The sequence below is a fragment of the Halobacillus salinus genome (assembly GCF_004684905.1).
GTDB classification, from domain to species: Bacteria; Bacillota; Bacilli; order Bacillales; family Halobacillaceae; genus Halobacillus; species Halobacillus salinus.
In genome coordinates this window covers 115,575-141,514 of the sequence record NZ_SRJC01000001.1, presented here as the reverse complement: position 1 = coordinate 141,514, position 25,940 = coordinate 115,575, and the positions used below count along the sequence as shown (strand labels likewise).

Genomic DNA, 25,940 nt, shown 5'->3' with positions numbered 1-25,940 from the left:
TTATTCTGCTACATTTCCATTCATCCGTTGGACCCATTGCTTTAGAAGATCATAATATCTGGACAAGTTCTTGTGAATTTTAATGGCTACTTCTTCATTATACGTATGCACGGTCAAATTCCGATCATTTACCATTTCCAATGCTAAAACGGTCTCGTCATCTCCAAATAATTTGACCTCTCTGCAACTACGTATGACTGCCTTCGGAGAGCCGGCATCTACTCCTTCTACGTCATATAAATATTGCTTAGCCGCTTTCCAGCTGGCTTCAAAAGAAAATTCAAACCTTTGTATCGCTGCATCCCGTTCTATGTCGTCAGGGCTTTTAATGGTAGCCAACTTTTCAAATGCATTCAACGCTTTTTCTGCTGCTTCTAATCGTTGTTGTAATCTTTCCACAAAATCCCCTCACCTTTCACTTGTTGGACTAAGGCTTCATTCGCATCATGTAAATTGACGACGTCTACCTTGTAAGGAATGGTAGACTCTTCAATTTGCTCAATCAGATTATTCCATTTAAAAGAAGGGATTGGATTCTGGGATTCAATCGCAATATCGATGTCCGAACTATGTTTTTCTTCCTGTCTCGCCCAAGAACCAAATAAGTAAATGCGTACTTCTTCCATGCCGAGTTGATTATTCAGAATCGTTTTTAGTTGCACTAATATTTGCTCTCGCATACCTGCAGGACACCCCATAAGATCCCTCCTCTTTTTTGTCCCATTATAGCATATGTTTATCGTTCCAAAGGATTTATAATAGGGAATCGAGTCCTTTCATTAGTAGGACTTCCGCTCTGTCTTCTTCCATACTCTTTTCTTTCCTTTCTCCACAGCAGCTATATGTCTTAAAGCACTCTAATCATATCTACTACCATAATGATTAATCTCCATCATAATGGTCGAGTGCTCTTCTGTGCCTTTTAAGATTTTCCCTATAAGAGTCGAGTTTGTCCCCGAATACTTTTTGAAGGCTGTGACGAAAAAGTCGTAAAACGATCCAGACGATCACAAACAAGGCCAATTGCCAGTACTGCAAATCTAAAAGTCCTTTGAAAATGAAAAACAGGATGGGTACGTAAACAATGGAATAGGACAATAGGACATCAAAGAGGCCGACCACCACATTGAGGAGGAAGAAAAGGATCATCTCGATTAGGACCGATAAGTATAACAGGATGGTTTTAAGGAATTTCATTCACTCGCCTCTCCTTTATCTACTCTTTTCTTTTAAATGAGTCAGCTACAGTTCCAATTGTGATTCCAAAAACCAAACCTATACCGGCTCCGGTTGCTATGTCATCAAATAGCAATAACCCAAGCGCCGCACCCAAAGGTAATCCGACACCAATTCCAACTGCTAGATAAGTATGTTCTATTGATTTGTCCTTTTCGTCGCTCATTTTCATTCTCCTTATGAGTTCACTGTTTGATTTTACAGTTATGAAATTAAAACTGGAAATCCCCATCTTCCATCAGCAATACTTCCGTTCCATCTTCTTTCCTTCCATTTACTTTCATATCTCTACTACCAAAGGTCGCATTGACGGACAAGATGGAAGCATTCAAACCCTCTTCCTTCGACTCTTCCTCTGATCGGTCTTTGCCATTTTGAAGATTGGACGGCGATGCATTTCCGATTCCGATGTGGCAGGACGTATTTTCATCAAACAAGGTATTGTAGAAGAGAGTATCAGCCTGAGCAAGAGGGGAGTTATCAGAGACCAAAGCGATCTCACCGAGATAATGGGATCCTTCGTCCGTTTCAATCAGGTTACGTAACGCTTCCTGTCCCTTCGCGGCATAATAATCAGTGATTCGCCCATCTTGGAATAGGAGATAAAAGTCATCGATGACACTCCCCCCATAGATCAGAGGTTTCGTACCTACCAATTTACCGTTCACCATATTTTTGTGAGGAGCCGTAAAGATTTCTTCCGTAGGGATATTCGGAAAGAATGGAATGCCGTTTTTATCCATGACACCCCCACCGATGTAGAGATGATCTTCTGGTAGTCCAACGAATAAATCCGTTCCGAGGGTATTGGTGAAATGCAGGGCTTCGAACTGCCTCTCATTCAGGAATTCTTTCCGGGATTCGAAGGCTTTATGGTGACGTTCCCAATCTTTGATAGGATCCTCTCCATCTGCCCGCGCTCCTGTCATTATGAGTTCCCATAATGATCTCAAAGCTTCTTCTTCACGTAAGTCGGGGAATACTTTCGTTGCCCATTCAACGCTCGGCACAGCCAGAAGACACCAGCGTACCTCGTGGGATCGTATTTTCGAATGATGACTCCTCAATTTGGTGCGGGAAGCTTTCTGGAAACGATCGATCCTTTCTGAAGGAACCTCTTTAAACACTTCAAAGTTCTCAGAGATGATATGGATGAAAGCAGCATCCGCCTGTTCCCATTCCTTGAAACGTGCAGCCTGCCAATCTGGATAGTGATCGATCACACAATCGTCTGCGTTCAGGTAAAATGCTTTGGTAGATTGTTCATCGGTCCAGTCGATGAAAACGTTAGCTGCTCCTGCTTCGTAAGCTGCCGTTTGGATCTGTCGTGCAAACGGAGCATGTTGTATATCACTGTGAATGATCAACAGTTGGTTTTTCTGTAGGTTCACACCGGCTCGCACGGCAAGTTCTGCATATTTCTTCAGTTGTGCTTCTGTCATAAGTTCAAATATTCCTTTAGTCATCCACTACCTCCCTTCTACGATTAGGAATGATATAAAATACACCAAGACAAAGCGTTAGCCATGGTAACCATGGAACTATACTGTGGGAATATGTAAAATTCACTTCAGGAAACGCTTGAGCAATCCCTATTGCTGTAAACATAAGCATGGATACAGATATGTAAATGGCGGAAACCACTTTATTCAAATTAATACTCCTTTCTGCATAAAAAGGTCTTCTAAAACACTGCTAGCCTGGAATACCTCAGACCAGACTATAATTCAAGAAAATCAAGAGCCCTAAATTCAATAGTATCAAGGGATATTTTTTCCATCCAGGAGCCAAAATTCCCGTAAGCAAGCCAAGGATTGGCGATAGATACATACCGGCAAACATGCCCAAAGCAACCACCCCGGAGATAGAAAGGAAATACATCACATATAGTCGGATCCCAATCCACAACAACACGAAGACAGATGCAAAGAAGAGTGACATCTTCATGAAAGCTGTCCAGTTCTTTCTCACCAATGAAACGGCTACGTACTCGTAAAATTCTTCTTCTGAATAGGATCGGTTTACCACAAAGGCATGCAGCAGTCGTTCCATTGTTTTATTTCTAGGTCTGACTGTCCCCGGCTCGTAGTTCTCGTTCATTACACCAGAGGCTACTAGTGTTTTTTCTACGCGTTTTACCACCTTTCGTACATTCTCTTTACTTCTGAACAGGAGGTTCATTCTCAGATAATAGAGGAGTAGAACCAGATAAAACCCTGCGAATCGTTTGTTATTAATATCTAAAACCCTTTCTAGTCTTTCAGTCTTTCCATTCCTGCTCATTGTCTCTATTTAGAATTGATAAGACAAGAAATTATTGAAATTCCTATTTATATTTTATATCTATTGAAACAGAATGGTTTAAAGATATACTCTCATGTGAGAAAATCATAATAATATGTAGAATCATACATAAATAGATAGAAAAATCGGAGGTACATCATGAATCCCTACCGCAAACTGAATATCAAGCGAATTTTTCAACTGTACTCCTTTTTCCATGAAAAAATTCATACAGAAGAGTTATCAACAAAGATGAATCACGAAACGTCCCTTTTAGAAAAAGCAGCATTGGATAAAGGGTTCAAAATCTATCATTCTAAGAAATATAAATCATTATCCTTAGTGTTTTATCATCAACAGCAGCCCTCTTCACGCCAGTATTGGTACTTATCTAGTTATGCGTAATGTGCCCTGCCAGCTCTAAATAGTGAGATATTAAAATATTTTCTATTTGATATATGCTAAATCCAAAGCCTCCTATAACCCTCTACTAAAGCAGACGACCACCAGTTCTTCATTCTGAAACTATCGCTATTATGCAAGGTAAGACTCAATAGACTTCGTCCAGTCCTCTCCACTTCAATGAACTACTCCGCCACTCGCTCTGCCGACACACTTTTTCATCTTTGTCTTTCGCCTTTTCAAAAGGTCTTGTGAAAGTTGAATTTCCTATTCATTGTTTTTCTCATTGAATACTCCCTATTCTGATGCATATTTATTACACTTAGGGAGGGGAATTTTTTGAAAAACAGAGCAGATGTTTATAGTTATGGAGACCTAGAATATCCTAAAGATATGAAGTCCATCATTCGTAATGGATTAAGTCCAACCACGACTCCACATAAAGTAATTGTCATTGGCGCTGGTATGGCTGGTTTGGTTTCTGCCTCCTTATTGAAAAAAGCAGGTCATGACGTCATCATACTCGAGGGGAACGACCGGATTGGTGGAAGGGTCTACACAATGCGTGAGCCTTTTTCTGAAGGGCTGTATTTGGATGCAGGAGCTATGCGTTTCCCTGATACCCATAGTTTGGTGTTCGAGTACATCCGTAAATTCGATTTACCTACCAATGTCTTCGTTAATGAAAATGATTTCTATCTCATAAACGGAATCTTGGCGACCGATACTCTCTATGAAGCCGATCCTAATATATTCAACTATCCCTTACCACCTCAAGAACGAGGCAAGTCTGCTGTAGAATTATTGTCCTCTGCGGTCAAACCATTCCTTGATCTTTACGAAAATTCCAGCCCAGAAGAGCAGGATCAATTAAGAAAGAAATTCGACAGCTATTCGTTTGATGATTATTTACGGTTCAACCCACTAGGTAACTCTTTATCACCTGAAGCGATTCGTATGGTTAAAGTCATTCTCGGAATCGAAGGGTTCCCCGAGTTATCCTTTGTAGACATATTGTTAGATATTGTGCGAACGATTTTTAATGAGGATTTGAAATTCTATGAAATTACAGGTGGAAATGACCGGCTTCCCTATGCTTTCTTACCTGAGCTCGAGCAAAACATCTACTATTACCAAAAAGTCCACCAAATCATTCAAGATGATGACGGAGTTACGGTAACCGTTCGAGATCGCAATACGAACGAATATCGCAGTTTTCAGGGAGATTATACGATTGCCACTGTTCCATACAGCGTATTTCAATTCATTGATATATATCCGTATGATTCTATTTCCTTTCAAAAATGGAAAGCGATCAGGGAACTGAACTATGTATCTTCCGTGAAAATCGGACTTGAATTCAAGACAAAGTTTTGGGAACTCGGCAATGCAGGGAATATCATTACAGACTTTCCACTGCGTTACACGTATAGCCCTAGTCACAAAATCGGTGAACCTGGTCCTGGAGTGATGCTCGGAAGTTATAGCTGGGCACAAAACGCCGACCTATGGAATAGTTTACCATCAGATGAACGCATCCGTGAAGCCTTGCAAGGGCTCTCTAGAATCTATGGAGATCAGGTATATCGTGAATTTTCAAAAGGGGCTTCCTATAGCTGGAGTCAGAATCAGTTCTCCGCAGGTTGCTTTACCCTATTTGCACCTAACCAGGCTTCGGATTTTGCAGACGACATTTATTTACCTGAAGGCAGAATCCATTTCGCCGGCGAACACACGTCACCTTTTCATGGCTGGGTGGAAGGAGCCCTTGAATCTGCGATACGAGCTGCTTATGAGATCAATAATCGGAATGACTGAAACAAATGTTAAGTAATCATGCAAAGAATAATGCTGATTCAATCAGATGCCTGGCATTCTATCCATCTATCAATGAGATCGCCCCTATGTTATGGTTGGATTAAGTTGAGAGCATAGTTTAGTGGCATCTTGAAAAGTATTTCCTCTGTGGTGACCTATAGCCAGGAGGCTAATCTATGTGCCCTGTTACTCCGCATGAATCACTTAATAACGAAAAGATCGTCAACCTTTACTATTTCTTGCTGACGAACATCTATTTAAGGAAGTTGTCCGAATCGATGTTCCACGAAACTTCATTGTTAGAGGCAACTGCTAAAAAACGTGGATTTCATCTGAATTATTATAAAAAGACAGTCCATCCAAGAAATCCTATTCAAATTCTAATCCTTGTTCAAAAATCGGATTAGATTCAGTGACACTTCTCTTTTTTCTCAACTGACATACAGGATATTTCAGAGCACAACCCCTTAGTCGGTATTGTGCTTGTTTTGCTTTTTTTATGTGCTTCAAATAATGATTGACTTCATCAGAATATTTCTATAAATTATAGAGTATCATTAATTTAATTACCAATTTAATCCTTATAGAGAGTCGGGGAAGGAATCTGGTCTTATGATCCCGCAGCAACCACACTGTTTGGTGGAGGTGCTCATTCCAGCAGACGATAAGTCTGAAAGATAAGGAGAGGCAAATGGATGTTTACACCTCTTCTTACATAATAAGAAGAGGTTTTTTATATCAAATACTGGCCTATCCTTATGGCCATTGCCATATATTTTTTTATACTTAAATCCAACTAAGATAATAGGAATAATCAAGTTAAGAGGGTGCATGATATTGAGAAAACTTATTATATTTGCCTTGATAGGGTTTTTCGCACAATTGATTGATGGTGCTCTTGGAATGGCATTCGGTTTAACTTCGTCTTCGTTGTTACTCGCCTATGGAGTGGCACCAGCAATCGCCTCTGCATCCATTCATATGGCTGAGATCGCTACAACTGCTGCGTCAGGCGTTTCTCATTACAAATTCGGAAATGTTGATAAAAAACTGATGTTGACACTGGTTATTCCTGGATCCATAAGTGCTTTTTTCGGAGCAGCTTTTTTAAGTAGCTTGCCTGGTTACTTAATGAAACCATTCATCTCGGGCTTTCTTCTTTTATTAGGAATATATATTCTATTCCGTTTTCTACTGCAAAAAGCAGAGGAAAGGCCGCCCTCAGGAAATATACATTTGAAGAAGCGTTTTCTCTACCCTCTGGGAGCTGTTGCCGGTTTTTTGGATGCTGTAGGTGGCGGTGGTTGGGGACCTGTAAACACTCCAGTCCTATTATCCCAAAAAGGAGCCACACCACGGAAAGTCATCGGAACGGTAGATACAAGCGAGTTCGCTGTTACCATTTCCGCTACATTAGGATTCGTACTTTTTTTGGGATGGGAGCAATTCAATTGGTTATGGGTGGGTGCCTTTGTGATTGGCGGAGTAATTGCTGCTCCTATTGCTGCATGGCTTGTACGGGTGATGCCCACCTATATTCTGGGAGTTCTTGTGGGAGGATTCATTATTCTTACAAACACTAATACGATTCTAAATACTTTATCCATAAGTCAAACTGCTATTTCGATGATTTATGTCATCCTAATCATTGGATGGGTAGCAGCTATTGCCCAAACTGTCCGCAATACAACAAAGCTTAAGAAAGCATCTTGATTCCTGTATAGGAAAGAGCACTAATGAATTCAATTAGTGCTCTCTACTTTCTATCTTAATCCTCATTCAGGTGGGAAGACGCTAAGCTTTCTGTTTCTTCCCCGCACTATAACCCACGATGATACCCATAACCATAGCGATGAGGAACCGATCGTCAAAGTCATCGAAAATGATTCCGTACGCTATCCAAACCGTCAAAACACCTGATATCGCACCAAGCAAATCTTTCATCACACCTACTCCTCATTCCGATCGAACGGAAAAATATACACAAGGTAATCCAGATGATGCTCAAGGCCTACCTTCTTGGCAACCGCATTCGAAGGTCCATTCGCCTCCTCACAATCCCAGTAAGGAATATTCCCTTTGCTCACACATTCCTTCACCACAGCGTTAGCTGCCTGCTGTCCGAGCCCTTTCCCTTGGTGCTCCTCCAATGTTTCGATATCAAGGCCGTGGACGTTCTCCGCTACGAACCCGGAAAAGCAGGAACTCACGATTTTGTTCCCTTTGATGACACAGTACCCGATCCCTTTTTTGAAAGAATGCTCAGGGGATGTCCAGAATTCCTGTAATTTAGAGCGTAGAAAGTCCGTGTTCTGAATAGACTCCTCTTCCATCAGACTTTCCGTTATCTTATGTATTTCATAACCATGTTCCATAGAAGGTTGCTCACCACTTGGATTGTGTCCCTGCTTCAACTTGTACACCTTCTGATCCGATATCTGCATCGGCCGATGTGCGAAAACGTTCTCGATGACTGGCTCCCATTCCAGATGGTTGCCGATGGCTATGAAGCTCCTCACACCGAGCCTCTCCGCTTCGGGATGGATGACATCATCAATGAATGCATCGATACCGTCCGTGAAGGTTTCATTTTCCTCATCACCGATAAAGAAGAATCCGTCATGGTTCCCGAGCCAGATCAGCCCCGTCTTCGGATCATCGATATCATCGACAAAAATACGCCCCGGGTTGTTTCCGGCTATGACCGCCTGTACTTCGATGTGCCCCGCTTTGTTCATCAGCTTCTCGCATTTATAGAATTCCGACTGGTCCAGTTCGCGTATCATTGTCCACACTCCTGCTAGAATTTTCTGTCAGTTATACATTGATACTATCATAAAAAAGACGGTCCCCTCTATGGAAGGGCCGCCTATGTTAGTATGTTCTGATTTGTCTCAGATAGAATAGTAGGGTCACGATGCAGAATGCCAACATGCCGAAAGACATCAGTCCAATCGTCTGGACGAGATAAGGATCGTTGAGGAATTGAAGTGTTCCGCCTCCGATTCCATACCCGAAGGCTAACGCGGATGCGATGACGTTGACGATCAACAGCTTCGAGAAGTCGACTTTCTTCCCCCTTACCTTGTAGAGCGCGATTCCGGCAAGCAATACGACGGCGTTCAGGAGAAATCCGTAAAACAAGATCAAATAAAACATCCCCACACCCCTTTTTCCAATTTATTCAATTTTACCACAAAGCACTTTATAACGATAACGGAGCGCCTAACCCTAGAACTCCGTATCTTCTCTAAAAATAAATCGAAAGTAGTAGAGTATTTCAGGTACATAGGAAGGTCTTATGCAACTTCTCTCACAAATCCAACTTTATCAACTGTTGGAAATAAATAGAATGGCATGTTGTATACGCTACCACGGTAGGACTAGAATGGTAGATAAGCTCGATACAAATCATATTTAGGAGGTTTATAATGTTAAAAAAATTGGCGAAGAGTAAGCTTGTCACATTTGCTGCGATCAGTTCACTGGTGATTGGTGGCGCGGCGACCACCACAGCATCCACAGCAGACGCAAAGGGTCATGGGAAGCACCATTCAGAAGTGAAAAATGTGATCTTCATGGTCGGGGATGGCATGGGACCAGCCTACACCACTATGCTCCGCTACATGAACGATGACCCGTCTACGAAAGAGATGGAGTCTACGGCATTCGATCCGTATCAAGTCGGAATGCAGCGTACATATTCCTGGGACCCCTATTTCGACGGGGGAGAAGGTGACGTGAAGGAAAACATCGCGGATTCAGCTGCAACGGCAACGTCCATGGCATCCGGTATCAAAACGTATAACGGTGCTATCGGCGTCGATTTAGACCAAGAAGAAACGAAAACAGTCCTCGAAGAAGCAAAAGCACAAGGAAAAGCCACTGGTCTTGTGTCAACCTCTCAGATCAACCACGCTACCCCAGCAGCCTTTGGCGCACACGACGTATCCCGAAACAACTACAATGACATTGCGGATGACTACTATGATGAGATGGTCGATGGCAAACACAAAGTCGACGTCATGCTTGGCGGAGGTACGAGCTATTTTGAACGGGACGACCGTAATCTAGTTGAAGCATTCAAGCAGGACGGTTATGACTACGCCACCACTAAAGAAGAGATGCTAGCTAGTGATAACGAGCAGCTACTCGGTCTTTTCGCACCAAAAGGAATGGACAAAGCGATCGACCGTAGTGAAGAGTCGCCTTCGCTTAGCGAAATGACGACAACGGCACTGGATAAACTTCGCGATGACAAGGACGGATTCTTCCTTATGGTGGAAGGCAGTCAGATTGATTGGGCCGGTCACGACAATGACGTCGTTGCCGCTATGAGTGAAATGCGAGACTTCGAGGAAGCGTTCAAAGAAGCGATCGAATTTGCGAAAAAAGATAAGAACACGATTGTCGTAACGACGGCTGACCACTCTACAGGTGGAATGTCTATCGGACGAGACGGAGACTATATTTTCAACCCAGAAGTAGTAGATGCAGCTGAACGTACGCCTGACTACATGGCAGCAGAAATCGCAGACGGGGAAGCTGTAGAAGACGTACTGAATTCTTATAGCGGTCTTGAATTGACAGAGGAAGAAATCCAATCTGTCAAAGACGCAGCACAGCCTGTAGATGGGGAAATCAATACAACAGAAGTGGATAATGCCATCGAGCATATCTATGATATCCGCTCCGGTACAGGTTGGACGACAAGCGGTCATACCGGTGTGGACGTGAACATCTATGCGTACGGTCCGCAAAGAATGGAGTTCAGCGGATCCATCGAAAATAGCTCAACAGGACAGAAGTTGTTTGAATTGGTGAACTCGGACCGTAAAGGTAAAGGACATGATCATGGTAAAGGCAAAGGACATGACAAAGGTCATGGCCATGGCCACGGTCACGACAAGCACTAATGCAAGTAAAGGAGCCTCTGAATACTTAGAGGCTCCTTGTTTACATACGGAGGGATAGACATGAAAAGAATCGGATGGCTTGTTATATTGGTGATCCTGATGACGGGATGCACAAGTGAGAGCGTTGCAAACCAAAAGGCGGATGAACATGCAGAAAAGGTCGAGGCTACAGCTGAGAAGAAACAGGCTTCTGAAGAGCAGACAGAAACCGGTGAAGATAAGGCCGATACGACAAAAGAGAAAGAAGAGACGACTGGTGACACTACGGAAGATACATTTATGGAAAGCCCCCAAGCACCCGATGACAGTAAGCTGGTTGAAGTAGGCGCGACTCATAGTGACCAGGACGGAAAGATCAAGCTGCTCGCCTATGCACCAGAAGAACAACAGATTGATGTCGGGCCAATGAACGTCACCATCCATGAAGCGAAATTCATGCACTACAAGCCATCACCAGACATGATCGATTTCTTCCACGGTTTCAGCCATAACGAGAGCAACTTCGATTACGTCAAACTGAGAGTTACCGTTGAAAACACCTCCGATCAGCAGACGAACTTCGCCCCTGTCTCTCATTTAGAAACGAATACAGGGGAGAAAAAAGGGTTTCAGGATGACTTTTACTTGGAAGAATTGCACGGAGACTATGCCGCGGGTGAAACCCGCAAAGGGCAGCTCGGGTTTATTTTAGAAGATGCCGAGAAGGAAACGCTGGAGAAGATTACGGTCCATTCGAGTGATGCTTTTCAAAACGAGGAGTCTGTGGAGAAGGGGAAATCGTACACGATCTCGTTTGAATAATCTATTGTTATTGGAGGGTGAGCTGGTGTCAGCTTTCCCTCCTTTTTTCTTTAGCCAATGCTTGCCGCTGCTCCTTTTGTGCTTTCAAAGGTATAGTTTCAATATATTTAGGGCGATTACTTTTTTAAGCAATCGCCCCCATACATTAAGGCTTTAATTTAAGATATGTCTGAGTAAATCTTTTAACTAACGTATCCGTTCTTTCAATAATAATGGTGGTCTTACTTATTTTTAATTTCTTCTAATAAAGAAATCACCTTTTCATTTTGTTCTATGATCGTATCATTTTGCTTTCTAATTCTTGTAAAATCGAATAAAAACACTATTAAAATTACTGTGATAAAGATAAGCATCCGGTTCCCTCCATATGTATAAGAACTGATATTGAGATAAAACGATATAAAATGACTCCTAGTAACTTATGTAGTTCAGCCCACTTCTTTTCTTCCATTCGACTTAATTGTACGACGTTGACAATCAGCAACTTCGAGAAGTCTACCTTCTTTCCCCTCATCTTGTAGAGCGCGATTCCGGGAAGCAATCGACGGCGTTCAGATGATAACCGTAAAACAAGATTCAGTAGAACATTCCCATACCCAATTTCCAATTTATTCAACTTTACTGCATGTCGCTTGGATGTGGTGCCTTGAGGATATTGGGTTTGCTTTGTTAACAGCTGGTTTCAGGTTGCTAATAGTATACTAGAATAATGATCACTGATATGTTACGTTGTCCTAGTGATTCAGATAGAAGGACTATTTAGTCGGGAAGGAATTAAAATGTTCACATTTAGCGATATACCAATGTTCTTTGTAAACTTTTTCTTAATATTACCATTGGTCACCCTCATCCACGAGGCGGGACATGTGCTGACTGCTCGCTTGTTTGGAGGAAAAATCAAATTCTGTATAGGTACGGGCGAAACCCTTTTTAATATTGGTTCTCTTGAAGTGAAGAAAAAATACTTTATGGAAGGTTGGTGCCAATACGATTCTTTAACCTACAATAAAACTTGGGCACACATTTCCATTTATTTAGCAGGTAGTGGTTTTAACTTATTCGTTATACTTCTGTTAAACTATTTAATTACAACACAATTCTTACCTGCTACCTTATTTTTCTACCAGTTCGCTTATTTTTCAATATATTTCATATTTTTCTCCTTATTTCCTTACAGAAACGATGAAGGGAAACCTAGTGACGGAATGGCTGTTTACGATGTACTTCGATACGGGAAAGCCAAAGATCCAATTGATTAAACCGACTTGCAGAATGCTTTAGAGGGCACCTTTTTTGTCGTAAATGTCTTATCAATCTCATGGAAAAATTGATCTGTTACTTTGAAATGTGAATCCATAGCAACAGAAGATTTTCCTGAGAAACACTGGAGAGTAGAGAGAAGTGAGTATGGTGAAGTAAGCAGGGGTTTCTGCTTACTTTTTTATGTGGGCTGTACCTCACCAGATAGATAAAAATAAATTCCACACTATTAATGATCTGTAACTATTTTATAAACTTGCTTCGCTGAATCCTTTTGTAAAGTATATATGGTATGAGTGTCGGTGGCTTCCATTATAGAACCTGAACCAGGACCTACCCAAAGGTAATAACTCTTCTGGTCATATAATAATTTGTAACCAGGGTCTAATGTATCAACAGCCCCTGGTTCTTTTTTAGCGCTTCTAACCGCTTTACTGAATGTTTTAATTTCCTCTTCGTTTTTTATTTCAAGTGAAGTATCTTCTTTAGTTGCTTTTCGGCTTCTTAATTGATGATTTCTTTAATATGTTCCTTCCAGCTAACAACGCAAAATATAAAGAAATAGCTACTAGTAATATGAGATAAAAGTCTCGTCCTGCAAGGTAAGTGGCAGAGTGAAGACCTTTTATCAGGAAGTGAGCAAACAAGTAAGAGATAGGGAATAGAATAATCTTTTCTAGTATATTTCGTATTTTTTCGTTCTTACGGGAAATGACCAATCCAATTCCAAAAACAAGTGAAAATCCTACAGCGAACAATAAATAGTAGCTTAAAACAAGCCGAGGTAACGTCATGACAGAGCCATCTGTTATCGGATCTCCATAAATCAAAGTATTTTCACTTCCATCGGTATTGTAATAGTAGATGGAAGCAACCGTTTCCCCATTCGGGTTTAGGACCGTATTTTCCAGGTTGTTACTACTTATTTTCTGGTGCCAAATCGTTTCCCACGTCGTTATATCATAGACATATCCTGAATTGTCTTCTGATGGATATTTGGTTACATCGAATCCAGAGACTTCTTCACTAAAATTCAACAGTACAGTTCCGTCATCCTTCTCAATGACTGAAACCGCATCTTCATTATAAGAAATGTATGCTGGCGTTGTGAGATAAGCGATTGTAACCACTGCAAAAACCAATGTTGCCATTACTGAAAGTATAATCGTTTGCAGCTTTTTCCTTCGCAATGTATTTTGTATGTTTCTTAAAGGAGCTATATCGGTATCTACTGGCGGTTCTTCAACAGTCCTCATTTCTTCAAGTCGTTTCTTACAGTTTTCACAAGAAGCTATATGTTCTTCAACTAGATCTATAGTATCTTGACTTGCCATATCCTCGGCATATAACGGCAGTACATCCCTAATCACATTACAGCTGATTTTCATTGATAATCCTCCAATCGCGCTTTAATCTTTTCTCTAGCGCGGTGATAAGTAACACAAGCCCAGTTGTCACTTTTTGCATACAATTTGCCGATTTGTTTAAAGGACAGTTCTCCAAATACACGGAGCGTAAAGACCTTTTTGTATGGCTCTTTTAAATTCTGGATCATTTCATGTACCTTTATAGAAGCTTCTGAAGTGGCTATTTCTTGTTCTACATTGTCTCCACTAGCTGGTTCTGGAACCGACTCAAGATCTATAAAACTTTTTTTCTTACGCAAATAAGAGTAATAACTGTTCTTGGCAATTTGGCATAGCCAAACACGGATATCACTATCTCCTTTGAAATTTTCTAACGACCTTAATGCCTTCATAAAAGTTTCCGAAGTGATATCTTCAGAGATATTTTTATCACCGGATAAACTATACACATATAAAAATACATCTTTAAAGTATGTATGATAAATCTCCTCAAGCTGTGTCACCATCTCACCTCCTTACATATAAGACGCGATAAACGTAGATATCTTACATAAATTTTCAAAAAATCGAACAAAGTACGTCCGGTTATTTTTTCTACTACGTAATTATCGGGTACTGTAGTCGATACTTCTCCCCAAATATCCCTTCCTTCTCATGATCTTTCAGTTCCTCATTAATCCGTCCCAAAACATATGGAAGGGAGCAATTCTTTGGTTAAAGAATTGCTCCCTTTTATTGAACTCTCAAATTCAGAATACGTTATTCTTCGGAATACGTCTTACCCCACTTGTAATGACACATCATTCGTCTTATCCCTGATAGCCCCTTTTCAGGCAGATTGGATATCGAAATTCAGCTTAATAGCTAATGTACTTCAGGTTACTTCTTTTCTCCTTGAGAAAGCTTGTCTACCTTTTCTTCCATTCGACTTAATTGATTATTTCTCTTTCTAGCGTTAATAACTAATGTAATCACACCTACGATTACAGCAGCCAAAATAAGCAAGAAAACCAATTGAACAATTACATCACTCACATTTAAACCACCGGTTGTTGAGAATAAGAACATAATCAGCCCTCCTTACCTTGAATCTTTTTCTTTAAAAGCTCTCTTTATATCAAAAAAACCAAACGCTCCACAAACAATTGTACTGAATACTAAAAAACTCGTAAGAATCCAATTCTGCCCCCAACTGCTAATTGCACTGTAAAGACAAGCTAAAGCAACTACTAATGCTCCATATTTGTCGCGCCATCTATCTAATTTTGATAACCTGTAATTGCCCATATGTAGTCAGCCCCAAGACGCTATTTTTATTTCTTAACCAATACATATTGCCTATCTTCCAAAAAGAATGTTTGGCCTAAATGGTTTAAGTCTCTCATTCTTATATGGTTTCCGAATTGTAACGTACTAAGGTTAATATATGTCCCCATACTGTCATCTTTCTCTTTACCTTCATGTCCATGCCTGCAAGAATATACCTCAATGAAATCCCCTTTTAATAAATGTTCATCAATATAACTAAAGAGGGATTTGATCGATTTACGTTGAGCTAATGTGTTGTTTGCCTCTAAGGCTCCTTGCACTTCATATACATAAGGTGTGGTGAATTGTGTCCTTATTAATTCATATCCAGAAACTATATTAAAAACATCAATCCCGCTTGCATCTTCTTCTGTTTCATAGACCTCAACGAACTTAGATGCTTCTTCATTCTTCAAATATTTATCTAAACTAGTTCCATTTAAATTCAATTCGGAAAGTCGCTTATATGTTGGATTCCTACCAAAAGTACCGATAGGCAGTTCTATATTTGCCCCTACGAAGTGACGGGAAGTCATCTTAGTCCCCCCCTTTTATCATCTAAACTTTATTTCACACTAAATAGTTAACCAAAGAAAAAACACCCTATTTTTAGGGTTATTAATGCTCATCTTACTCTTATATTAAGAGTATTAATCTAGATCACAAGCCTTGCACAATATTAAATAAGTAAAGAAAGGGCGAGATAATTCTATTGAGTACTCGCACCCGTTTTTATAATATTCAACTTCGTAATGTTTTCATATGTCTTAAAAAATTTCTACTAACTAGTTGAGGAAACAGTTCCTATTAAACCATTACTTCCAGCCAAGTAGCTTTGCATTAATACGATATACAAATCTAAATAAAACAACGAACATAAGAGAAGTAACTATACCAATTAAAAACATACCAATATCTCTATATAGCAGTAATTGAACAAATAACATTACATTAGATACTATCCAAATTAAAATGGAAAAATCATAACAAATTCTTGCTAATGTACTTTCATATTTTTCGCCAAATAATTTTCTAGTAAATTCTTTCATTTGATCCCTCTCATTTTCACCCTATCGTAAGATATGTATTGTGAAACCACGTTAAAAGTGTTTTAAGGTACTTATATCACCTAAATGAGTCATAAAAATACCCTCCTATTGCTTCGATTATTTCTTAAACAAGTAAGCCCCCGTTTGTTTAAGACTTGAGTTCGAGATATTTGGACCAGATCCTAAACTAACGCACCCGTTCCTTCAACAAGCATTGAGGTTATATGTTTTCTAATTTACTATTGGAGAAACATCGACTGCATCAGTAGGCATTTTATGAAAAGCGTAAAAGAATCCAGTATCGCCGTGTACCTTTAGTTTTCTCTCAGTTCCATCCCCAAAAAGCTTCATATCTTGAATCGAAGAATCAAAAGTTTTCCCAACTAAAACTGAGACATCTAATCCTGTTTCCGTTTCAATATCAAAACCAGATGTAGAATAAGCTAGTTCTCCTCCAACCTCAAAATCAGTATAAGGTAGGCTTCTTTTCCAACCATAACCTTTTTCACTTTCAACTACGTTTGCTACACCTAAACCACCCATATACTCGTAAACCACAAAAGTCTCATTTTCAAATTCTTCGATTGATAAAAAGGATTCACTTTCTGTCCCTTCGTGTTTAAGTCCCGATTCAATGGCTGCTTCTTTTGAATCGTACCACTCTGTTGCTGAATCTTTGTTGCATCCTACAATTAGAAATATTAGGACAAGGCTGATGATAAGATAAATAAATTTCTTCAAACACATACACTCTTTCTTCTTAAAGATAACTGTCCGTTAGCACAATAAGTTGATATCTACTATGTAGCCATTGCCCCCTTAAGTTGAAAACATGGAACTTATATATAGGATCAGCGCTGGTAGAAATTAGATATTCAATTCTTCTTCCATTCTTTATATATCTTTTTAAAGCCGTAATACATCATTAGTACCGACAGCCCCAAAATAGCAAAAATAACAAGGAAAGCTAGTATATATTCCACAAAGAAATCCATGTAATCCTCCATAATTCAATAATATCTTTTCAGACTAACCTAGTGTACGTTATAGCACAGCCATGGTTCCGTTTAATTACCACTACCATTAAAATGAGAGCAATACATTAGTTGGAGAATTGCCCCCAAATGTTTATAAACTCAAATTTCTTCTTTCTTAAAATAAAAAACTGTTCCATTGACTCCAGCTAGTTCCCAACCATCCTCCCCTAGGGAATTCAACTTTTCTTCCATCATTTCACTAAATTCGTTGTTTGCTTTTAACTGTACTTTAATATCTTCTACTCTATACACAAATTGCTTCATTCTTTATCCTCCTAATAATAAAACTACTAAACAGTACTCATTTAAATATCTAAACGTTTCTGTTTATTAGAAGTTTCAATAAAACACAACAAAACTATCTAGGAACTGAGCCGTACACCAGCCTAAGCAACCAACTAAATCTGCAAGGTTGATTCCGTCGCCACTACGGGAAGTCTTACTTCAAACTGCCATATGAGAGTATTTTGTTAGATTGAGCACAATACCTATTAAACCCAGTAAAATTCCAATATAAAATGGCCAAGGGTTATCATGCTCTTTTTTGTCAAATGTTCTTAAAGATATGGTCCCAAAAGTTACTGATATTATCGCAATCCATAGGTGGTTATTACCGAACATAAACCCTGCCCCACCTAATAACAAAGTAATAATTCCCAGAGAATTTTGGGATGGAATGGAGTTTATGTAGTCCTTTTCTGCTTGGGTTAGATCATCTTCTGAAAACATTTTATTCAATTTACTATTAACCAATAGCCGCCAAAGAGTTTTCATTTTATCATTCCTTGTAATATGCACTCCCAATTATCGCATAAGTATTATCCATAAATAGAGCAAGCACTCTAATTAAGCAATTGCCCCACTTCTCTAAATCTAGAAAGCAAGATGAATTTTATTTTTCTCTTTCTGAAAGCTAGGTATGAGATCCCTCCGATAATAAAAAGAAATAGTAAAATAAAGAAAACTAAACTTATTTGAGATCCATACATTAAAGAGTTCACAAGAAACCCCGCCTAAACTTATCCAATAAAATGCAACATAATAATACCAATTATTTCAAAAAAGAAGTAATACCTCAATATATAATTATCAGAAAAGAGGACATACCTTTTATAAGATATGCCCCCTTTTATGAAAAACTTGAATTCAAGATACATTAAAATAAAACTTAAACTAACGCATCCTTTAGTTTAAGAATAATGTTTCACAAACTTGCTTTTAAAGTGAATTAGACACAAAATCATTTTATAAGAATTATACACAATAGTTACACTACTAATTGGAATTTTTCAAGCTATTTGGATTTATTAGCTTCGGCTACTTCATCTCTGATCTTCTCTACTAACATTTCAATATTATCTTTATAATTTTGAATCCGATCTTCTAATGACTCATATTCCGAACGAAGGACAGCTTTCCGTCCATAATAAATTGTAGCAAGATCCCATTCTAATTCACCAATCTTTTTATGAAGAAATTCAAATTCATCTTTGTATGATTTTAATTTAGGAGTAAGTTTTTTTCCCATAGTATTCACCTGTCTTTCATATAAATTCATCCTATTTATCAGTATAATAAACAATTACTAATCCTGACGTGCAGCTATCGCCCCCATTTGTATAAGACTTGATATTAGGAAGATCACAATCAAAACTTCCTTTTTGTGAGTGAATCCTTAAACATATATTACCAGTAAATATAATCCTCGTCTTTAAGATTGAAAAAATCAATGAAAATATCTAGGATTTCTTGGGCAGTCTCAAAACCTCCACAGTGCTCTGGAGATATACAGACAGTTATTAAATCCCAGATACCTTCATCATCATATTGTTTAAAAGCTTCTAATTGTTTTCGTATATATTCAGAGCTATATCGAAAAGGATTATTATCAAAATTTTTCTCTATATTATGATACGCATGTAGGTTAAAAAAATCTAAATCCAAATCAAGAATATAGCTTTGATCTTCAGCCTGAAAAAAGTTCTTACGGTGTTCGTTTTCAAACTGATTGTATGTATAAGAATGAATAACATCACCTGGTGGCATTTTATAATCACCTATCATGTACACATCTTTGATAGTTCCAGTTTCTTTACCTGCTTTAATAAATTCAAAAATCTCTAATTCCTCACCGACTTTAAGTGCTTCTTCTTTTGTTTTTATATCCTCTATTTTCTCATTGGGATCACAATAATCATCGTGAAAATCAACATGCAACACCTTAGCACCCATGTCTATTTCATGGGTGATTCTGCTAATCTCCCATGCTGAAAATGCCCAGTTGTGATCACGCATAATACATATATTACGCTTAGGGTACTTTATTTTCCATGCTCGCTCCATTTCTTCAACCTTTTCCATAATTCACCCTCCATAATAAAGGAATTTCAAGCTTATTTAGACTATTTATTATATATTTTATCACTATTCCATTTATAAGTAAGGCAACTTTATCTCGAAATCAAGTCTTCCACAATCCTGCCCTAAAAATGAAGACTAAGTTTCGAGGTATCTCAGCATAAGGCATGTTATTATCCTCAGTTTAGTAATTGGGGAATAACCAGAGATTCCTTAACCATAAGAAAATCCGCACTGACTCCAGTGCGGATTTTTTAAAACATATTCGCTATCTATTATTTTGTAAGAGCTACACGCAAAGCATCATCAGCAGATACATACTCATAGCCAAGATCTCTCGCTACAGCTTCATATGTGACCATGCCGTTTGCCGTGTTCAAACCTTTCTTGAGCGCCGGGTTGTCTTCCATCGCTTTAGATACGCCTTTGTTGGCGATTTGAAGCGCGTAAGGGATTGTGACGTTTGTCAGAGCGATCGTCGATGTTCGCGGCACGGCACCAGGCATGTTGGCTACAGCATAGTGCACCACGTCATGCTTCACATAAGTAGGGTTGTCGTGCGTCGTGATGCGGTCGACGGTTTCGATGATTCCGCCTTGGTCGATGGCTACGTCGACAAGGACAGAACCCGGTTTCATCGTTTTCACCATGTCCTCTGTGACGAGTTTCGGTGCTTTCGCTCCTGGAATCAGTACAGCGCCGATGACAAGGTCGGATTCTTTCACCGCTTGGGCGATGTTCAACGGATTGGACATCAGCGTGTTGATCTCTGTCCCGAAGATGTCGTCCAATTGGCGTAGACGCGCAGGGCTCAGGTCGATGATCGTCACGTCAGCACCGAGTCCCATGGCGATTTTGGCAGCGTTCGTTCCGACGATACCGCCGCCGATGATCGTCACTTTGCCTCGTTTCACGCCTGGTACGCCGCCGAGCAGAATACCGAGGCCGCCTTTGGATTTCTCTAGGAACTGCGCACCGATCTGGGAAGACATGCGGCCAGCCACTTCACTCATCGGTGTCAGAAGCGGCAACGTACGATCCGCTTCGACGGTTTCGTAGGCAAGCGAAATGACGCCTTTTTCGACGAGTGCTTGCGCTAGTTCCGGTTCTGCGGCGAGGTGAAGGTATGTGAATAAGATGAGTCCTTCACGGAAGTATCCGTATTCTGATGGAAGGGGTTCTTTGACCTTCATGACCATTTCTTTATCCCATGCTTCGGCTGCCGTCGGGACAATCGTCGCCCCCGCTTCCTGATAGTCCACATCTTCGAAACCACTACCGACACCCGCTGTCGTTTCGACGAATACACGATGGCCGGATTCGACCAAGTTCAGTACCCCTGCTGGTGTGATAGCGACACGATTCTCATTGTTTTTGATTTCTTTCGGAATTCCGATGAACAATACCTTCAACCCCTTTTCGTAATAATCATTTTGTATCTCCGATTATAGTCGGGCAGTGGAGGGATTGCATTGTTGAAAAATGAGAAAGTCCAGACCTCGGTTTGTGTATTCGAACAACGTCACCTTTTCAGTCGCTCCATCATCAAATCGATGTACAAGGTCACCTTCTGATTGGGGTCTTTGAAGTTGAATCCCGTAAGATCGGCGATCCGTTTCAACCGGTAATTCAATGTGTTCGCATGGACGTGCAACGCTTTCGATGCTTCGTTCACATTACTGTCCGAGCGCAGGTAAACGCTTATCGTCCTCAACAGATCGGAGCGGTGTTTCTTGTCATAGGCTCTCAGCGTTTCAATGTATTGGTTCGTATAATGATCGCGCACCCGCTTTTCATAGAGGTAATCAATGAACTGGAAGATGCCGAGATCTTGATAACTGTTGATATCGCTCACTTCTTCTGCAAAACGTTCTTTCACCGATAAGGTGTGCAAGGCTTCTTTATAGCTAGCATGAATATGGAGAGGGCTATGATACAGCTTCCCTGCCGCCCCTTGCAGCGCTTCTACGTTGACGCGCTCACTGATTTTTTCCATGAAGGTCTGGACGAAGTCGCTCACTTCTTTACCAGGCGCATCGGTCGGATGGGGTCTGACGAGCAAGATCAGCTGATTGCCGTCGATCGCACTGCAGACGATTCCGATTTGGCGAGATGCTTCGATATAGTAATGGATATGCCGCTCCAAGGACTGGTGGATTTCCTCATCGAATCCGAAGACGACCACAGCGAGCTGCCCGTCCAAACGGATGTGGTATTTCTCCGATTGAGCTTTTATGGCATCGGCGTCTTTCAAGTGGTTCGTGAGCAGCTGCCAGAAGAATTCGCGATGGTCCTCTTCCGATTTCCGCTGCTTGATCTGCATTTGCAGCATCTGATTCTTCACGACTTTGGCGGCTTTCTTGAACAATTCCAGTTCCTCTTCTGACACTTCTCCGTTCAGCTGAGCCCAAATGAATCCTAGGATCTCATTGTTCTTCCGTACAGAAACCGCCACGCGCCTCCCGAGACCGACGGATTCGATTGCGGGAATCACGACGGGCTCCTCGCTTTCGAACAACTTCGGGATCACTCCGTTCTTCCAGAGGGTCTTGATCACGTTCTCAGGCACTTTCCTGCGCATGATGGTCGCAATCCTCGCAGGATCCACATCCTCATCATGCGTACTGTACGCCAGAATGCGATGGTTCGCATCTTCTATGGTGACGGGGCAGTGCAACCGCTCCCGTATCCGATCCGCCACTTCCTCCAAGGACCGGAACGTCCCTTGAAAAGGATCTTGGCTATCGTGTTTCATTTCCATGGCATTCTCACCCGCTTCCTATTTGTTCCCTGTGACTCATTTTAAAGCAGAAGCAGGATGAAAAGCTACAGGAATCGGGGAGATTCGACCGAGAACCTTCTGGCAACTTTTCCAGTCGATTTGCATTCATATCCGGCAATCTGGATAAAACCATGTCTTATCATATTCAAGACCCAGCAAATCCCCGACACGGAACGCGAACTCTATGAAGGCAGACCCTCTCGCTGTCACGAGGTAATCGTCCACCACAACAGGGGCGTCTACGTAGTTCTCCTCTTCAAAAGTACCCAGGAACGTTCTCTGCTGCGTCGTGAGTCCCGTTGTATATGTCTTGCCCGCCAGCACATCGCCCATAGACAGCAGGTAAGGAGCACTGGAAATGGCAGCGATAACCCGCTTCTGATCGTCTACTTTATGTAGGTACTCCGCCAATTCCTGATGGCCGACTAGATGTTCGAAATCATCGACGCCTGGGAGGACGATGCTGTCGAGCAGGTTGATATCGAAGTCATGGATGGTGGCTTCCGGTTTGGACGGAAGGCCTGCTTCCCCTCGGATCGGTTGGTCGTCCAGTCCGAGAAAAATGGTCCGTTTTCCGCCTTGCTTCAGAACGGATAACAGTACGGAAAGTTCGTATTCACTGAATCTCGGGTATAGCAGTACCCCTGTATAACGGGAATCTCCCATTTCTTTGCACCTCCCCTGATGAGCAATTATAGCTGCTTTTTTTCATTGGATAATTCCGTTACGAACGGTGCGGTGACAAGCAGTACGGTGATACTGACGATGATCAACACTAGCAGAGAAACCCACGATTCTTCTATATTGGTGAAAACGAATATAAAAGCGAGACTGGTGAGGAGTGTGAGCACAGCCTGCATGAACTGGGACTTCTCGGACAAATGCTGTCTTTGTCCGCAGTAGGGACAGATATATTTCGACTTCAATTGTTGCTTCACCGTCTCGGACCACGACCATTTGTGCTTGCAGTTTTGACAAGTCGGCACCTCTTCCCCTCCTTATCGAAGCGACGGTTAATGTCGATTTTCCTTCTTTTCCAACAGTTCGATGATTCTTTCGTTCTGTTCCACCTGTTTGTCACTATTGATTTTGATCAAGCGTACCCATCTGATCAGAAAGGCAACTACTATGATAGGGAAAAACATCAATAGTGTCGGCATGAGTATGTCCATCAACTAATCCTCCTGTGTTCGGTAAACCCTCTAACTGAAATTATGTACAACCATGATATCTACGATGACCAGAATCGGTACTGCGAGGGCACTAGCGTATATATAGCGTTTCTTCCCTCTACTCCACCATAGAGCGAGGGTCAAGAGTGCAGCGATTACGACTCCTACTTGAATCTTTTGGACTCTGTCTTGCTTTTGAAACAGGCTAAGTGCTTCTTTGGGGTCTCCTTTAAAAGGCTGCTCCTTTACTTCTTTTCCGTACCAGTTGTAACTGATTACTTGGTGGGTCGAGGTTTCCTGTTGGAACTCTAGTTTCTTGAAGCCTAATACAGGTAGTTCGATAGAGAAGGTGAACAGCAAAGCACTTATAATCAACAATAATATCTGTGCGACGGTTTTCCTTTTCACAGCACGCCTCCCTTGTTTCAAGTATTTACTCTAATCGATTCTATCTATCTCAGAACCGAGTGGATATGGAGGTTCAAAATCTCCCGTTCATCTTCAAATTGAAAGTCCAGACGTGCCAATTCCGAAACGGGATGCCACCTTATATCGTGGATTTCATCATCTGGGTCCTGGAATGACTTTTCACCACCGATGAGTTCCACATGGTAATACCTTATATGTACATCGGTACCATACATGACCGTTTCGTGTTGACGGACTTCCGCTTCCACGCGGACTTGATATCCTGTTTCCTCTGCTACTTCTCGGATACAGCAAGCTTCATAGGTTTCGGTTGTCTCTTTGCCACCTGACGGAACGGACCATCTCTTATAACCATGATCGTCTTCCTGTAATACCATAAGGACTTCTTCTTGTTCATTCAGGCATATGGCAGCTGCGCCTTCCCACATAGACTTTCCTCCTTTTGATGGAATCAATTGATAATGGTCTTATCTAACGGAACCGTCGTCTTCATGAAATCTTGATCGATATGCAAAAAGACTTCTTTCAGTTTGTCACGACCGCCAAGCTTCTGAAACCATTTCTCGACACGCTCAATGTGAGCGTCATCCCCTCTCACTTTCCCTTCAATGACTTGATAGTCCTCCTGACTTTCATATTGCCAGATTGCTAGAATCTCTATCACACCGTCCTTCTCTTCCGTCATCCATCTGCCCACTAGACGGGCACCGTACTTCAGTTGGGTCGGCAGAAGCGTTTCGTTGAAATGTTTGTTGAAGTCTTCCAAGATGCTCGGGGCGACTTTGTACATTTTTCTTCGGAAAATCACGGTTATCTCTCCTTTTTCAATTATGTTAACAATGGTACGACATGGATGACTGGTTCCTCATACGGATGGATACGTTTTATCAGACCCTTCACCTCTTCTATTCTTTCAAAAGGGGACTGGAATTCCAGCTTGCACTCTGATCCGTAGGCCACTTCATTCTTTTTCCCAGCATAAGGGTCTGAAGATTCCAGTGGTCTCCAGTATCCTTTGGTCTCCGTGTAAGAAACCACGTGGTCGTACTCCCCGACGGTCAGTACATGGTTTTCATTCAATAGATTGCGTAAAGGTACGATGTATTCTTCCGGTACTAACACTTCAAACTTCACATGACTCAAATTCATTCCAGACCCTCTTTTCATGATTCGTTCTACTTATCCACATGCCAATTATTTCAAATCTCCGTATTTTGCGCAAACTCATCCCCCCGTTTCACAGCACTCTTTTATTCGATTAAAAACCCTTCTCTTTAAACAAGATTGACAGGGTCAGTGAGTCAGGATACAATACACCTACAATTACTATGCATTGTAATACTATGCATCTGGAGGCAAGGTATCTATGAAAGTTAGTAAAGAGCTGCTTAAAGGCAGTACCACCACGCTGATCTTAAGCCTGCTGGACACGAAGCCAAGGTATGGCTATGAAATCATCAAGGAACTGGAAGTGAAGTCTGACGGTATTTTCAGTTTCAAGGAAGGGACGATCTACCCTATCCTTCACACGCTCGAGAAAAAAGGGCTGATCGTCTCCTTCTGGGGGGAAGGCACCGGTAAGAGAAAGAGGAAATATTACAAGTTGAATGATGCAGGCAGAGAGCACATCCAAGAGAAAAAAGAGGAATGGTCCGTGTTCAAAGATGCAGTGGATCAAGTGCTCCATGGAGAGAAAAGCGTATGGGAATAGATAAGAAGTTC

At 41.1% G+C, this 25,940-nt stretch carries 37 protein-coding genes and 1 riboswitch; of the genes, 8 read left to right on the top strand and 29 right to left on the bottom strand.

Going from position 1 to position 25,940, the window contains the following annotated elements; translation table 11 throughout:
- The 6 genes from E4663_RS00700 to E4663_RS00675 all read right to left on the bottom strand — a co-directional run bounded on the left by E4663_RS00700 (nucleotide 1) and on the right by E4663_RS00675 (nucleotide 3,378).
- A complete protein-coding gene (locus tag E4663_RS00700; protein WP_135326287.1) occupies nucleotides 1-399 on the bottom strand; it encodes an HI0074 family nucleotidyltransferase substrate-binding subunit in 399 nt (132 codons plus the stop codon).
- Entirely contained in the window at nucleotides 375-698 is a 324-nt protein-coding gene (locus tag E4663_RS00695; protein ID WP_135326286.1) for a nucleotidyltransferase family protein, read from the bottom strand. Before E4663_RS00695 ends, E4663_RS00700 begins: the two co-directional genes overlap by 25 nt.
- Before the next feature lie 184 nt (nucleotides 699-882).
- A complete protein-coding gene (locus E4663_RS00690) occupies nucleotides 883-1,197 on the bottom strand; it encodes a hypothetical protein (protein WP_135326285.1) in 315 nt (104 codons plus the stop codon).
- A 19-nt stretch (nucleotides 1,198-1,216) separates the two neighbouring features.
- Complete coding sequence (locus tag E4663_RS00685; protein ID WP_241657082.1) at nucleotides 1,217-1,468, bottom strand: glycine zipper domain-containing protein; 252 nt, start codon at nucleotides 1,466-1,468, stop codon at nucleotides 1,217-1,219.
- Nucleotides 1,449-2,702 carry an aminopeptidase gene (locus tag E4663_RS00680; protein WP_135326283.1) on the bottom strand — a complete coding sequence of 418 codons (1,254 nt, stop codon included), beginning with the start codon at nucleotides 2,700-2,702 and terminating at the stop codon, nucleotides 1,449-1,451. The genes E4663_RS00685 and E4663_RS00680 overlap by 20 nt, the downstream gene beginning before the upstream one ends.
- 244 nt (nucleotides 2,703-2,946) lie before the next feature.
- Nucleotides 2,947-3,378: a hypothetical protein gene (locus E4663_RS00675; protein ID WP_135326282.1), complete on the bottom strand. Its 432-nt coding sequence runs from the start codon at nucleotides 3,376-3,378 to the stop codon at nucleotides 2,947-2,949.
- Nucleotides 3,379-3,678: 300 nt separating this feature from the next.
- On the opposite strand from E4663_RS00675, the gene E4663_RS00670 reads away from it, so the two are divergent.
- From E4663_RS00670 to E4663_RS00655, 4 genes are all read left to right on the top strand, one after another.
- Nucleotides 3,679-3,924, top strand: a complete 246-nt coding sequence (locus tag E4663_RS00670) for a hypothetical protein (protein ID WP_135326281.1) — start codon at nucleotides 3,679-3,681, stop codon at nucleotides 3,922-3,924.
- A gap of 336 nt (nucleotides 3,925-4,260) precedes the next feature.
- Complete coding sequence (locus E4663_RS00665) at nucleotides 4,261-5,739, top strand: flavin monoamine oxidase family protein (RefSeq protein WP_338323603.1); 1,479 nt, start codon at nucleotides 4,261-4,263, stop codon at nucleotides 5,737-5,739.
- A 176-nt stretch (nucleotides 5,740-5,915) separates the two neighbouring features.
- Nucleotides 5,916-6,146, top strand: a complete 231-nt coding sequence (locus E4663_RS00660) for a hypothetical protein (protein ID WP_135326280.1) — start codon at nucleotides 5,916-5,918, stop codon at nucleotides 6,144-6,146.
- A 171-nt stretch (nucleotides 6,147-6,317) separates the two neighbouring features.
- Nucleotides 6,318-6,423, top strand: a riboswitch (SAM riboswitch).
- Between the two features lie 153 nt (nucleotides 6,424-6,576).
- Nucleotides 6,577-7,452: a sulfite exporter TauE/SafE family protein gene (locus E4663_RS00655; protein ID WP_135326279.1), complete on the top strand. Its 876-nt coding sequence runs from the start codon at nucleotides 6,577-6,579 to the stop codon at nucleotides 7,450-7,452.
- An 81-nt stretch (nucleotides 7,453-7,533) separates the two neighbouring features.
- Here E4663_RS00655 and E4663_RS19625 read toward each other — a convergent pair whose 3' ends face one another.
- From E4663_RS19625 to E4663_RS00645, 3 genes are all read right to left on the bottom strand, one after another.
- Complete coding sequence (locus tag E4663_RS19625; RefSeq protein WP_158290377.1) at nucleotides 7,534-7,683, bottom strand: hypothetical protein; 150 nt, start codon at nucleotides 7,681-7,683, stop codon at nucleotides 7,534-7,536.
- A 5-nt stretch (nucleotides 7,684-7,688) separates the two neighbouring features.
- Nucleotides 7,689-8,525 (bottom strand): GNAT family N-acetyltransferase, encoded by an 837-nt coding sequence (locus E4663_RS00650; protein ID WP_135326278.1) that lies wholly within the window; start codon nucleotides 8,523-8,525, stop codon nucleotides 7,689-7,691.
- Nucleotides 8,526-8,613: 88 nt separating this feature from the next.
- Nucleotides 8,614-8,883 carry a hypothetical protein gene (locus tag E4663_RS00645; RefSeq protein ID WP_135326277.1) on the bottom strand — a complete coding sequence of 90 codons (270 nt, stop codon included), beginning with the start codon at nucleotides 8,881-8,883 and terminating at the stop codon, nucleotides 8,614-8,616.
- Between the two features lie 287 nt (nucleotides 8,884-9,170).
- Between E4663_RS00645 and E4663_RS00640 the strand changes: the two genes are divergently transcribed.
- From E4663_RS00640 to E4663_RS00630, 3 genes are all read left to right on the top strand, one after another.
- Nucleotides 9,171-10,655 carry an alkaline phosphatase gene (locus E4663_RS00640; RefSeq protein WP_135326276.1) on the top strand — a complete coding sequence of 495 codons (1,485 nt, stop codon included), beginning with the start codon at nucleotides 9,171-9,173 and terminating at the stop codon, nucleotides 10,653-10,655.
- Nucleotides 10,656-10,715: 60 nt separating this feature from the next.
- Nucleotides 10,716-11,456 (top strand): DUF4352 domain-containing protein, encoded by a 741-nt coding sequence (locus E4663_RS00635; RefSeq protein WP_135326275.1) that lies wholly within the window; start codon nucleotides 10,716-10,718, stop codon nucleotides 11,454-11,456.
- Between the two features lie 779 nt (nucleotides 11,457-12,235).
- Nucleotides 12,236-12,715 carry a site-2 protease family protein gene (locus E4663_RS00630; protein WP_168927317.1) on the top strand — a complete coding sequence of 160 codons (480 nt, stop codon included), beginning with the start codon at nucleotides 12,236-12,238 and terminating at the stop codon, nucleotides 12,713-12,715.
- A gap of 230 nt (nucleotides 12,716-12,945) precedes the next feature.
- On the opposite strand, the gene E4663_RS20385 is transcribed toward E4663_RS00630, so the two are convergent.
- The 20 genes from E4663_RS20385 to E4663_RS00540 form a co-directional block, all read right to left on the bottom strand.
- Entirely contained in the window at nucleotides 12,946-13,164 is a 219-nt protein-coding gene (locus E4663_RS20385) for a YhfM domain-containing protein (RefSeq protein WP_479680735.1), read from the bottom strand.
- A gap of 37 nt (nucleotides 13,165-13,201) precedes the next feature.
- Entirely contained in the window at nucleotides 13,202-14,104 is a 903-nt protein-coding gene (locus E4663_RS00625) for a zf-HC2 domain-containing protein (protein ID WP_135326274.1), read from the bottom strand.
- Nucleotides 14,101-14,589 carry an RNA polymerase sigma factor gene (locus E4663_RS00620; protein WP_135326273.1) on the bottom strand — a complete coding sequence of 163 codons (489 nt, stop codon included), beginning with the start codon at nucleotides 14,587-14,589 and terminating at the stop codon, nucleotides 14,101-14,103. Before E4663_RS00620 ends, E4663_RS00625 begins: the two co-directional genes overlap by 4 nt.
- 373 nt (nucleotides 14,590-14,962) lie before the next feature.
- Complete coding sequence (locus E4663_RS00615; protein ID WP_135326272.1) at nucleotides 14,963-15,151, bottom strand: cell wall metabolism sensor histidine kinase WalK; 189 nt, start codon at nucleotides 15,149-15,151, stop codon at nucleotides 14,963-14,965.
- A gap of 245 nt (nucleotides 15,152-15,396) precedes the next feature.
- Nucleotides 15,397-15,927: a hypothetical protein gene (locus tag E4663_RS00605; RefSeq protein ID WP_135326270.1), complete on the bottom strand. Its 531-nt coding sequence runs from the start codon at nucleotides 15,925-15,927 to the stop codon at nucleotides 15,397-15,399.
- 279 nt (nucleotides 15,928-16,206) lie between these two features.
- A complete protein-coding gene (locus E4663_RS00600; RefSeq protein WP_135326269.1) occupies nucleotides 16,207-16,440 on the bottom strand; it encodes a hypothetical protein in 234 nt (77 codons plus the stop codon).
- 231 nt (nucleotides 16,441-16,671) lie between these two features.
- Nucleotides 16,672-17,181 carry a hypothetical protein gene (locus E4663_RS00595; protein ID WP_135326268.1) on the bottom strand — a complete coding sequence of 170 codons (510 nt, stop codon included), beginning with the start codon at nucleotides 17,179-17,181 and terminating at the stop codon, nucleotides 16,672-16,674.
- A gap of 395 nt (nucleotides 17,182-17,576) precedes the next feature.
- Nucleotides 17,577-17,741, bottom strand: a complete 165-nt coding sequence (locus E4663_RS19900; protein WP_168927315.1) for a hypothetical protein — start codon at nucleotides 17,739-17,741, stop codon at nucleotides 17,577-17,579.
- 180 nt (nucleotides 17,742-17,921) lie between these two features.
- Nucleotides 17,922-18,251, bottom strand: coding sequence for a cell division protein FtsK (locus E4663_RS00590; protein WP_135326267.1), 330 nt, complete (start codon nucleotides 18,249-18,251; stop codon nucleotides 17,922-17,924).
- Nucleotides 18,252-18,771: 520 nt separating this feature from the next.
- Entirely contained in the window at nucleotides 18,772-19,005 is a 234-nt protein-coding gene (locus tag E4663_RS00585; RefSeq protein ID WP_135326266.1) for a hypothetical protein, read from the bottom strand.
- 158 nt (nucleotides 19,006-19,163) lie between these two features.
- Nucleotides 19,164-19,838: a hypothetical protein gene (locus E4663_RS00580; protein WP_135326265.1), complete on the bottom strand. Its 675-nt coding sequence runs from the start codon at nucleotides 19,836-19,838 to the stop codon at nucleotides 19,164-19,166.
- A 272-nt stretch (nucleotides 19,839-20,110) separates the two neighbouring features.
- On the bottom strand, nucleotides 20,111-21,238 hold the full coding sequence (gene ald / locus E4663_RS00575; RefSeq protein ID WP_135326264.1) for an alanine dehydrogenase: 1,128 nt from the start codon (nucleotides 21,236-21,238) through the stop codon (nucleotides 20,111-20,113).
- 119 nt (nucleotides 21,239-21,357) lie between these two features.
- On the bottom strand, nucleotides 21,358-22,596 hold the full coding sequence (locus tag E4663_RS00570; RefSeq protein ID WP_135326263.1) for a PucR family transcriptional regulator: 1,239 nt from the start codon (nucleotides 22,594-22,596) through the stop codon (nucleotides 21,358-21,360).
- A gap of 126 nt (nucleotides 22,597-22,722) precedes the next feature.
- Nucleotides 22,723-23,283 carry a DJ-1/PfpI family protein gene (locus E4663_RS00565; protein ID WP_135326262.1) on the bottom strand — a complete coding sequence of 187 codons (561 nt, stop codon included), beginning with the start codon at nucleotides 23,281-23,283 and terminating at the stop codon, nucleotides 22,723-22,725.
- A gap of 26 nt (nucleotides 23,284-23,309) precedes the next feature.
- The gene (locus tag E4663_RS00560) at nucleotides 23,310-23,603 is read right to left on the bottom strand and encodes a TIGR04104 family putative zinc finger protein (RefSeq protein ID WP_135326261.1); all 294 of its coding nucleotides are present in this window, start codon (nucleotides 23,601-23,603) and stop codon (nucleotides 23,310-23,312) included.
- A 27-nt stretch (nucleotides 23,604-23,630) separates the two neighbouring features.
- Nucleotides 23,631-23,789 carry a hypothetical protein gene (locus E4663_RS19895; RefSeq protein WP_168927314.1) on the bottom strand — a complete coding sequence of 53 codons (159 nt, stop codon included), beginning with the start codon at nucleotides 23,787-23,789 and terminating at the stop codon, nucleotides 23,631-23,633.
- Between the two features lie 30 nt (nucleotides 23,790-23,819).
- Complete coding sequence (locus tag E4663_RS00555) at nucleotides 23,820-24,197, bottom strand: hypothetical protein (RefSeq protein ID WP_135326260.1); 378 nt, start codon at nucleotides 24,195-24,197, stop codon at nucleotides 23,820-23,822.
- Nucleotides 24,198-24,241: 44 nt separating this feature from the next.
- Nucleotides 24,242-24,646, bottom strand: a complete 405-nt coding sequence (locus E4663_RS00550) for an NUDIX hydrolase (protein WP_135326259.1) — start codon at nucleotides 24,644-24,646, stop codon at nucleotides 24,242-24,244.
- Between the two features lie 23 nt (nucleotides 24,647-24,669).
- Nucleotides 24,670-25,026 (bottom strand): NIPSNAP family protein, encoded by a 357-nt coding sequence (locus E4663_RS00545; RefSeq protein ID WP_135326258.1) that lies wholly within the window; start codon nucleotides 25,024-25,026, stop codon nucleotides 24,670-24,672.
- Nucleotides 25,027-25,046: 20 nt separating this feature from the next.
- Nucleotides 25,047-25,367 (bottom strand): YqfO family protein, encoded by a 321-nt coding sequence (locus E4663_RS00540; RefSeq protein WP_135326257.1) that lies wholly within the window; start codon nucleotides 25,365-25,367, stop codon nucleotides 25,047-25,049.
- A gap of 217 nt (nucleotides 25,368-25,584) precedes the next feature.
- Between E4663_RS00540 and E4663_RS00535 the strand changes: the two genes are divergently transcribed.
- Nucleotides 25,585-25,929 carry a PadR family transcriptional regulator gene (locus E4663_RS00535; protein ID WP_135326256.1) on the top strand — a complete coding sequence of 115 codons (345 nt, stop codon included), beginning with the start codon at nucleotides 25,585-25,587 and terminating at the stop codon, nucleotides 25,927-25,929.
- The last annotated feature ends 11 nt before the right edge of the window (nucleotides 25,930-25,940 follow it).

What these genes read in the sequence shown, in the direction of transcription:
- E4663_RS00695 (WP_135326286.1), bottom strand. Translation starts at nt 698, where the DNA reads ATGGGGTGTCCTGCAGGTATGCGAGAGCAAATATTAGTGCAACTAAAA.
- E4663_RS00690 (WP_135326285.1), bottom strand. Translation starts at nt 1,197, where the DNA reads ATGAAATTCCTTAAAACCATCCTGTTATACTTATCGGTCCTAATCGAG.
- E4663_RS00685 (WP_241657082.1), bottom strand. Translation starts at nt 1,468, where the DNA reads ATGGGGATTTCCAGTTTTAATTTCATAACTGTAAAATCAAACAGTGAA.
- E4663_RS00680 (WP_135326283.1), bottom strand. Translation starts at nt 2,702, where the DNA reads ATGACTAAAGGAATATTTGAACTTATGACAGAAGCACAACTGAAGAAA.
- E4663_RS00670 (WP_135326281.1), top strand. Translation starts at nt 3,679, where the DNA reads ATGAATCCCTACCGCAAACTGAATATCAAGCGAATTTTTCAACTGTAC.
- E4663_RS00660 (WP_135326280.1), top strand. Translation starts at nt 5,916, where the DNA reads ATGTGCCCTGTTACTCCGCATGAATCACTTAATAACGAAAAGATCGTC.
- E4663_RS19625 (WP_158290377.1), bottom strand. Translation starts at nt 7,683, where the DNA reads ATGAAAGATTTGCTTGGTGCGATATCAGGTGTTTTGACGGTTTGGATA.
- E4663_RS00650 (WP_135326278.1), bottom strand. Translation starts at nt 8,525, where the DNA reads ATGATACGCGAACTGGACCAGTCGGAATTCTATAAATGCGAGAAGCTG.
- E4663_RS00640 (WP_135326276.1), top strand. Translation starts at nt 9,171, where the DNA reads ATGTTAAAAAAATTGGCGAAGAGTAAGCTTGTCACATTTGCTGCGATC.
- E4663_RS00635 (WP_135326275.1), top strand. Translation starts at nt 10,716, where the DNA reads ATGAAAAGAATCGGATGGCTTGTTATATTGGTGATCCTGATGACGGGA.
- E4663_RS00630 (WP_168927317.1), top strand. Translation starts at nt 12,236, where the DNA reads ATGTTCACATTTAGCGATATACCAATGTTCTTTGTAAACTTTTTCTTA.
- E4663_RS00625 (WP_135326274.1), bottom strand. Translation starts at nt 14,104, where the DNA reads ATGAAAATCAGCTGTAATGTGATTAGGGATGTACTGCCGTTATATGCC.
- E4663_RS00620 (WP_135326273.1), bottom strand. Translation starts at nt 14,589, where the DNA reads ATGGTGACACAGCTTGAGGAGATTTATCATACATACTTTAAAGATGTA.
- E4663_RS00615 (WP_135326272.1), bottom strand. Translation starts at nt 15,151, where the DNA reads ATGTTCTTATTCTCAACAACCGGTGGTTTAAATGTGAGTGATGTAATT.
- E4663_RS00605 (WP_135326270.1), bottom strand. Translation starts at nt 15,927, where the DNA reads ATGACTTCCCGTCACTTCGTAGGGGCAAATATAGAACTGCCTATCGGT.
- E4663_RS00600 (WP_135326269.1), bottom strand. Translation starts at nt 16,440, where the DNA reads ATGAAAGAATTTACTAGAAAATTATTTGGCGAAAAATATGAAAGTACA.
- E4663_RS19900 (WP_168927315.1), bottom strand. Translation starts at nt 17,741, where the DNA reads ATGAAGCAATTTGTGTATAGAGTAGAAGATATTAAAGTACAGTTAAAA.
- E4663_RS00590 (WP_135326267.1), bottom strand. Translation starts at nt 18,251, where the DNA reads ATGAAAACTCTTTGGCGGCTATTGGTTAATAGTAAATTGAATAAAATG.
- E4663_RS00585 (WP_135326266.1), bottom strand. Translation starts at nt 19,005, where the DNA reads ATGGGAAAAAAACTTACTCCTAAATTAAAATCATACAAAGATGAATTT.
- E4663_RS00580 (WP_135326265.1), bottom strand. Translation starts at nt 19,838, where the DNA reads ATGGAAAAGGTTGAAGAAATGGAGCGAGCATGGAAAATAAAGTACCCT.
- E4663_RS00570 (WP_135326263.1), bottom strand. Translation starts at nt 22,596, where the DNA reads ATGGAAATGAAACACGATAGCCAAGATCCTTTTCAAGGGACGTTCCGG.
- E4663_RS00565 (WP_135326262.1), bottom strand. Translation starts at nt 23,283, where the DNA reads ATGGGAGATTCCCGTTATACAGGGGTACTGCTATACCCGAGATTCAGT.
- E4663_RS19895 (WP_168927314.1), bottom strand. Translation starts at nt 23,789, where the DNA reads ATGGACATACTCATGCCGACACTATTGATGTTTTTCCCTATCATAGTA.
- E4663_RS00550 (WP_135326259.1), bottom strand. Translation starts at nt 24,646, where the DNA reads ATGTGGGAAGGCGCAGCTGCCATATGCCTGAATGAACAAGAAGAAGTC.
- E4663_RS00540 (WP_135326257.1), bottom strand. Translation starts at nt 25,367, where the DNA reads ATGAATTTGAGTCATGTGAAGTTTGAAGTGTTAGTACCGGAAGAATAC.
- E4663_RS00535 (WP_135326256.1), top strand. Translation starts at nt 25,585, where the DNA reads ATGAAAGTTAGTAAAGAGCTGCTTAAAGGCAGTACCACCACGCTGATC.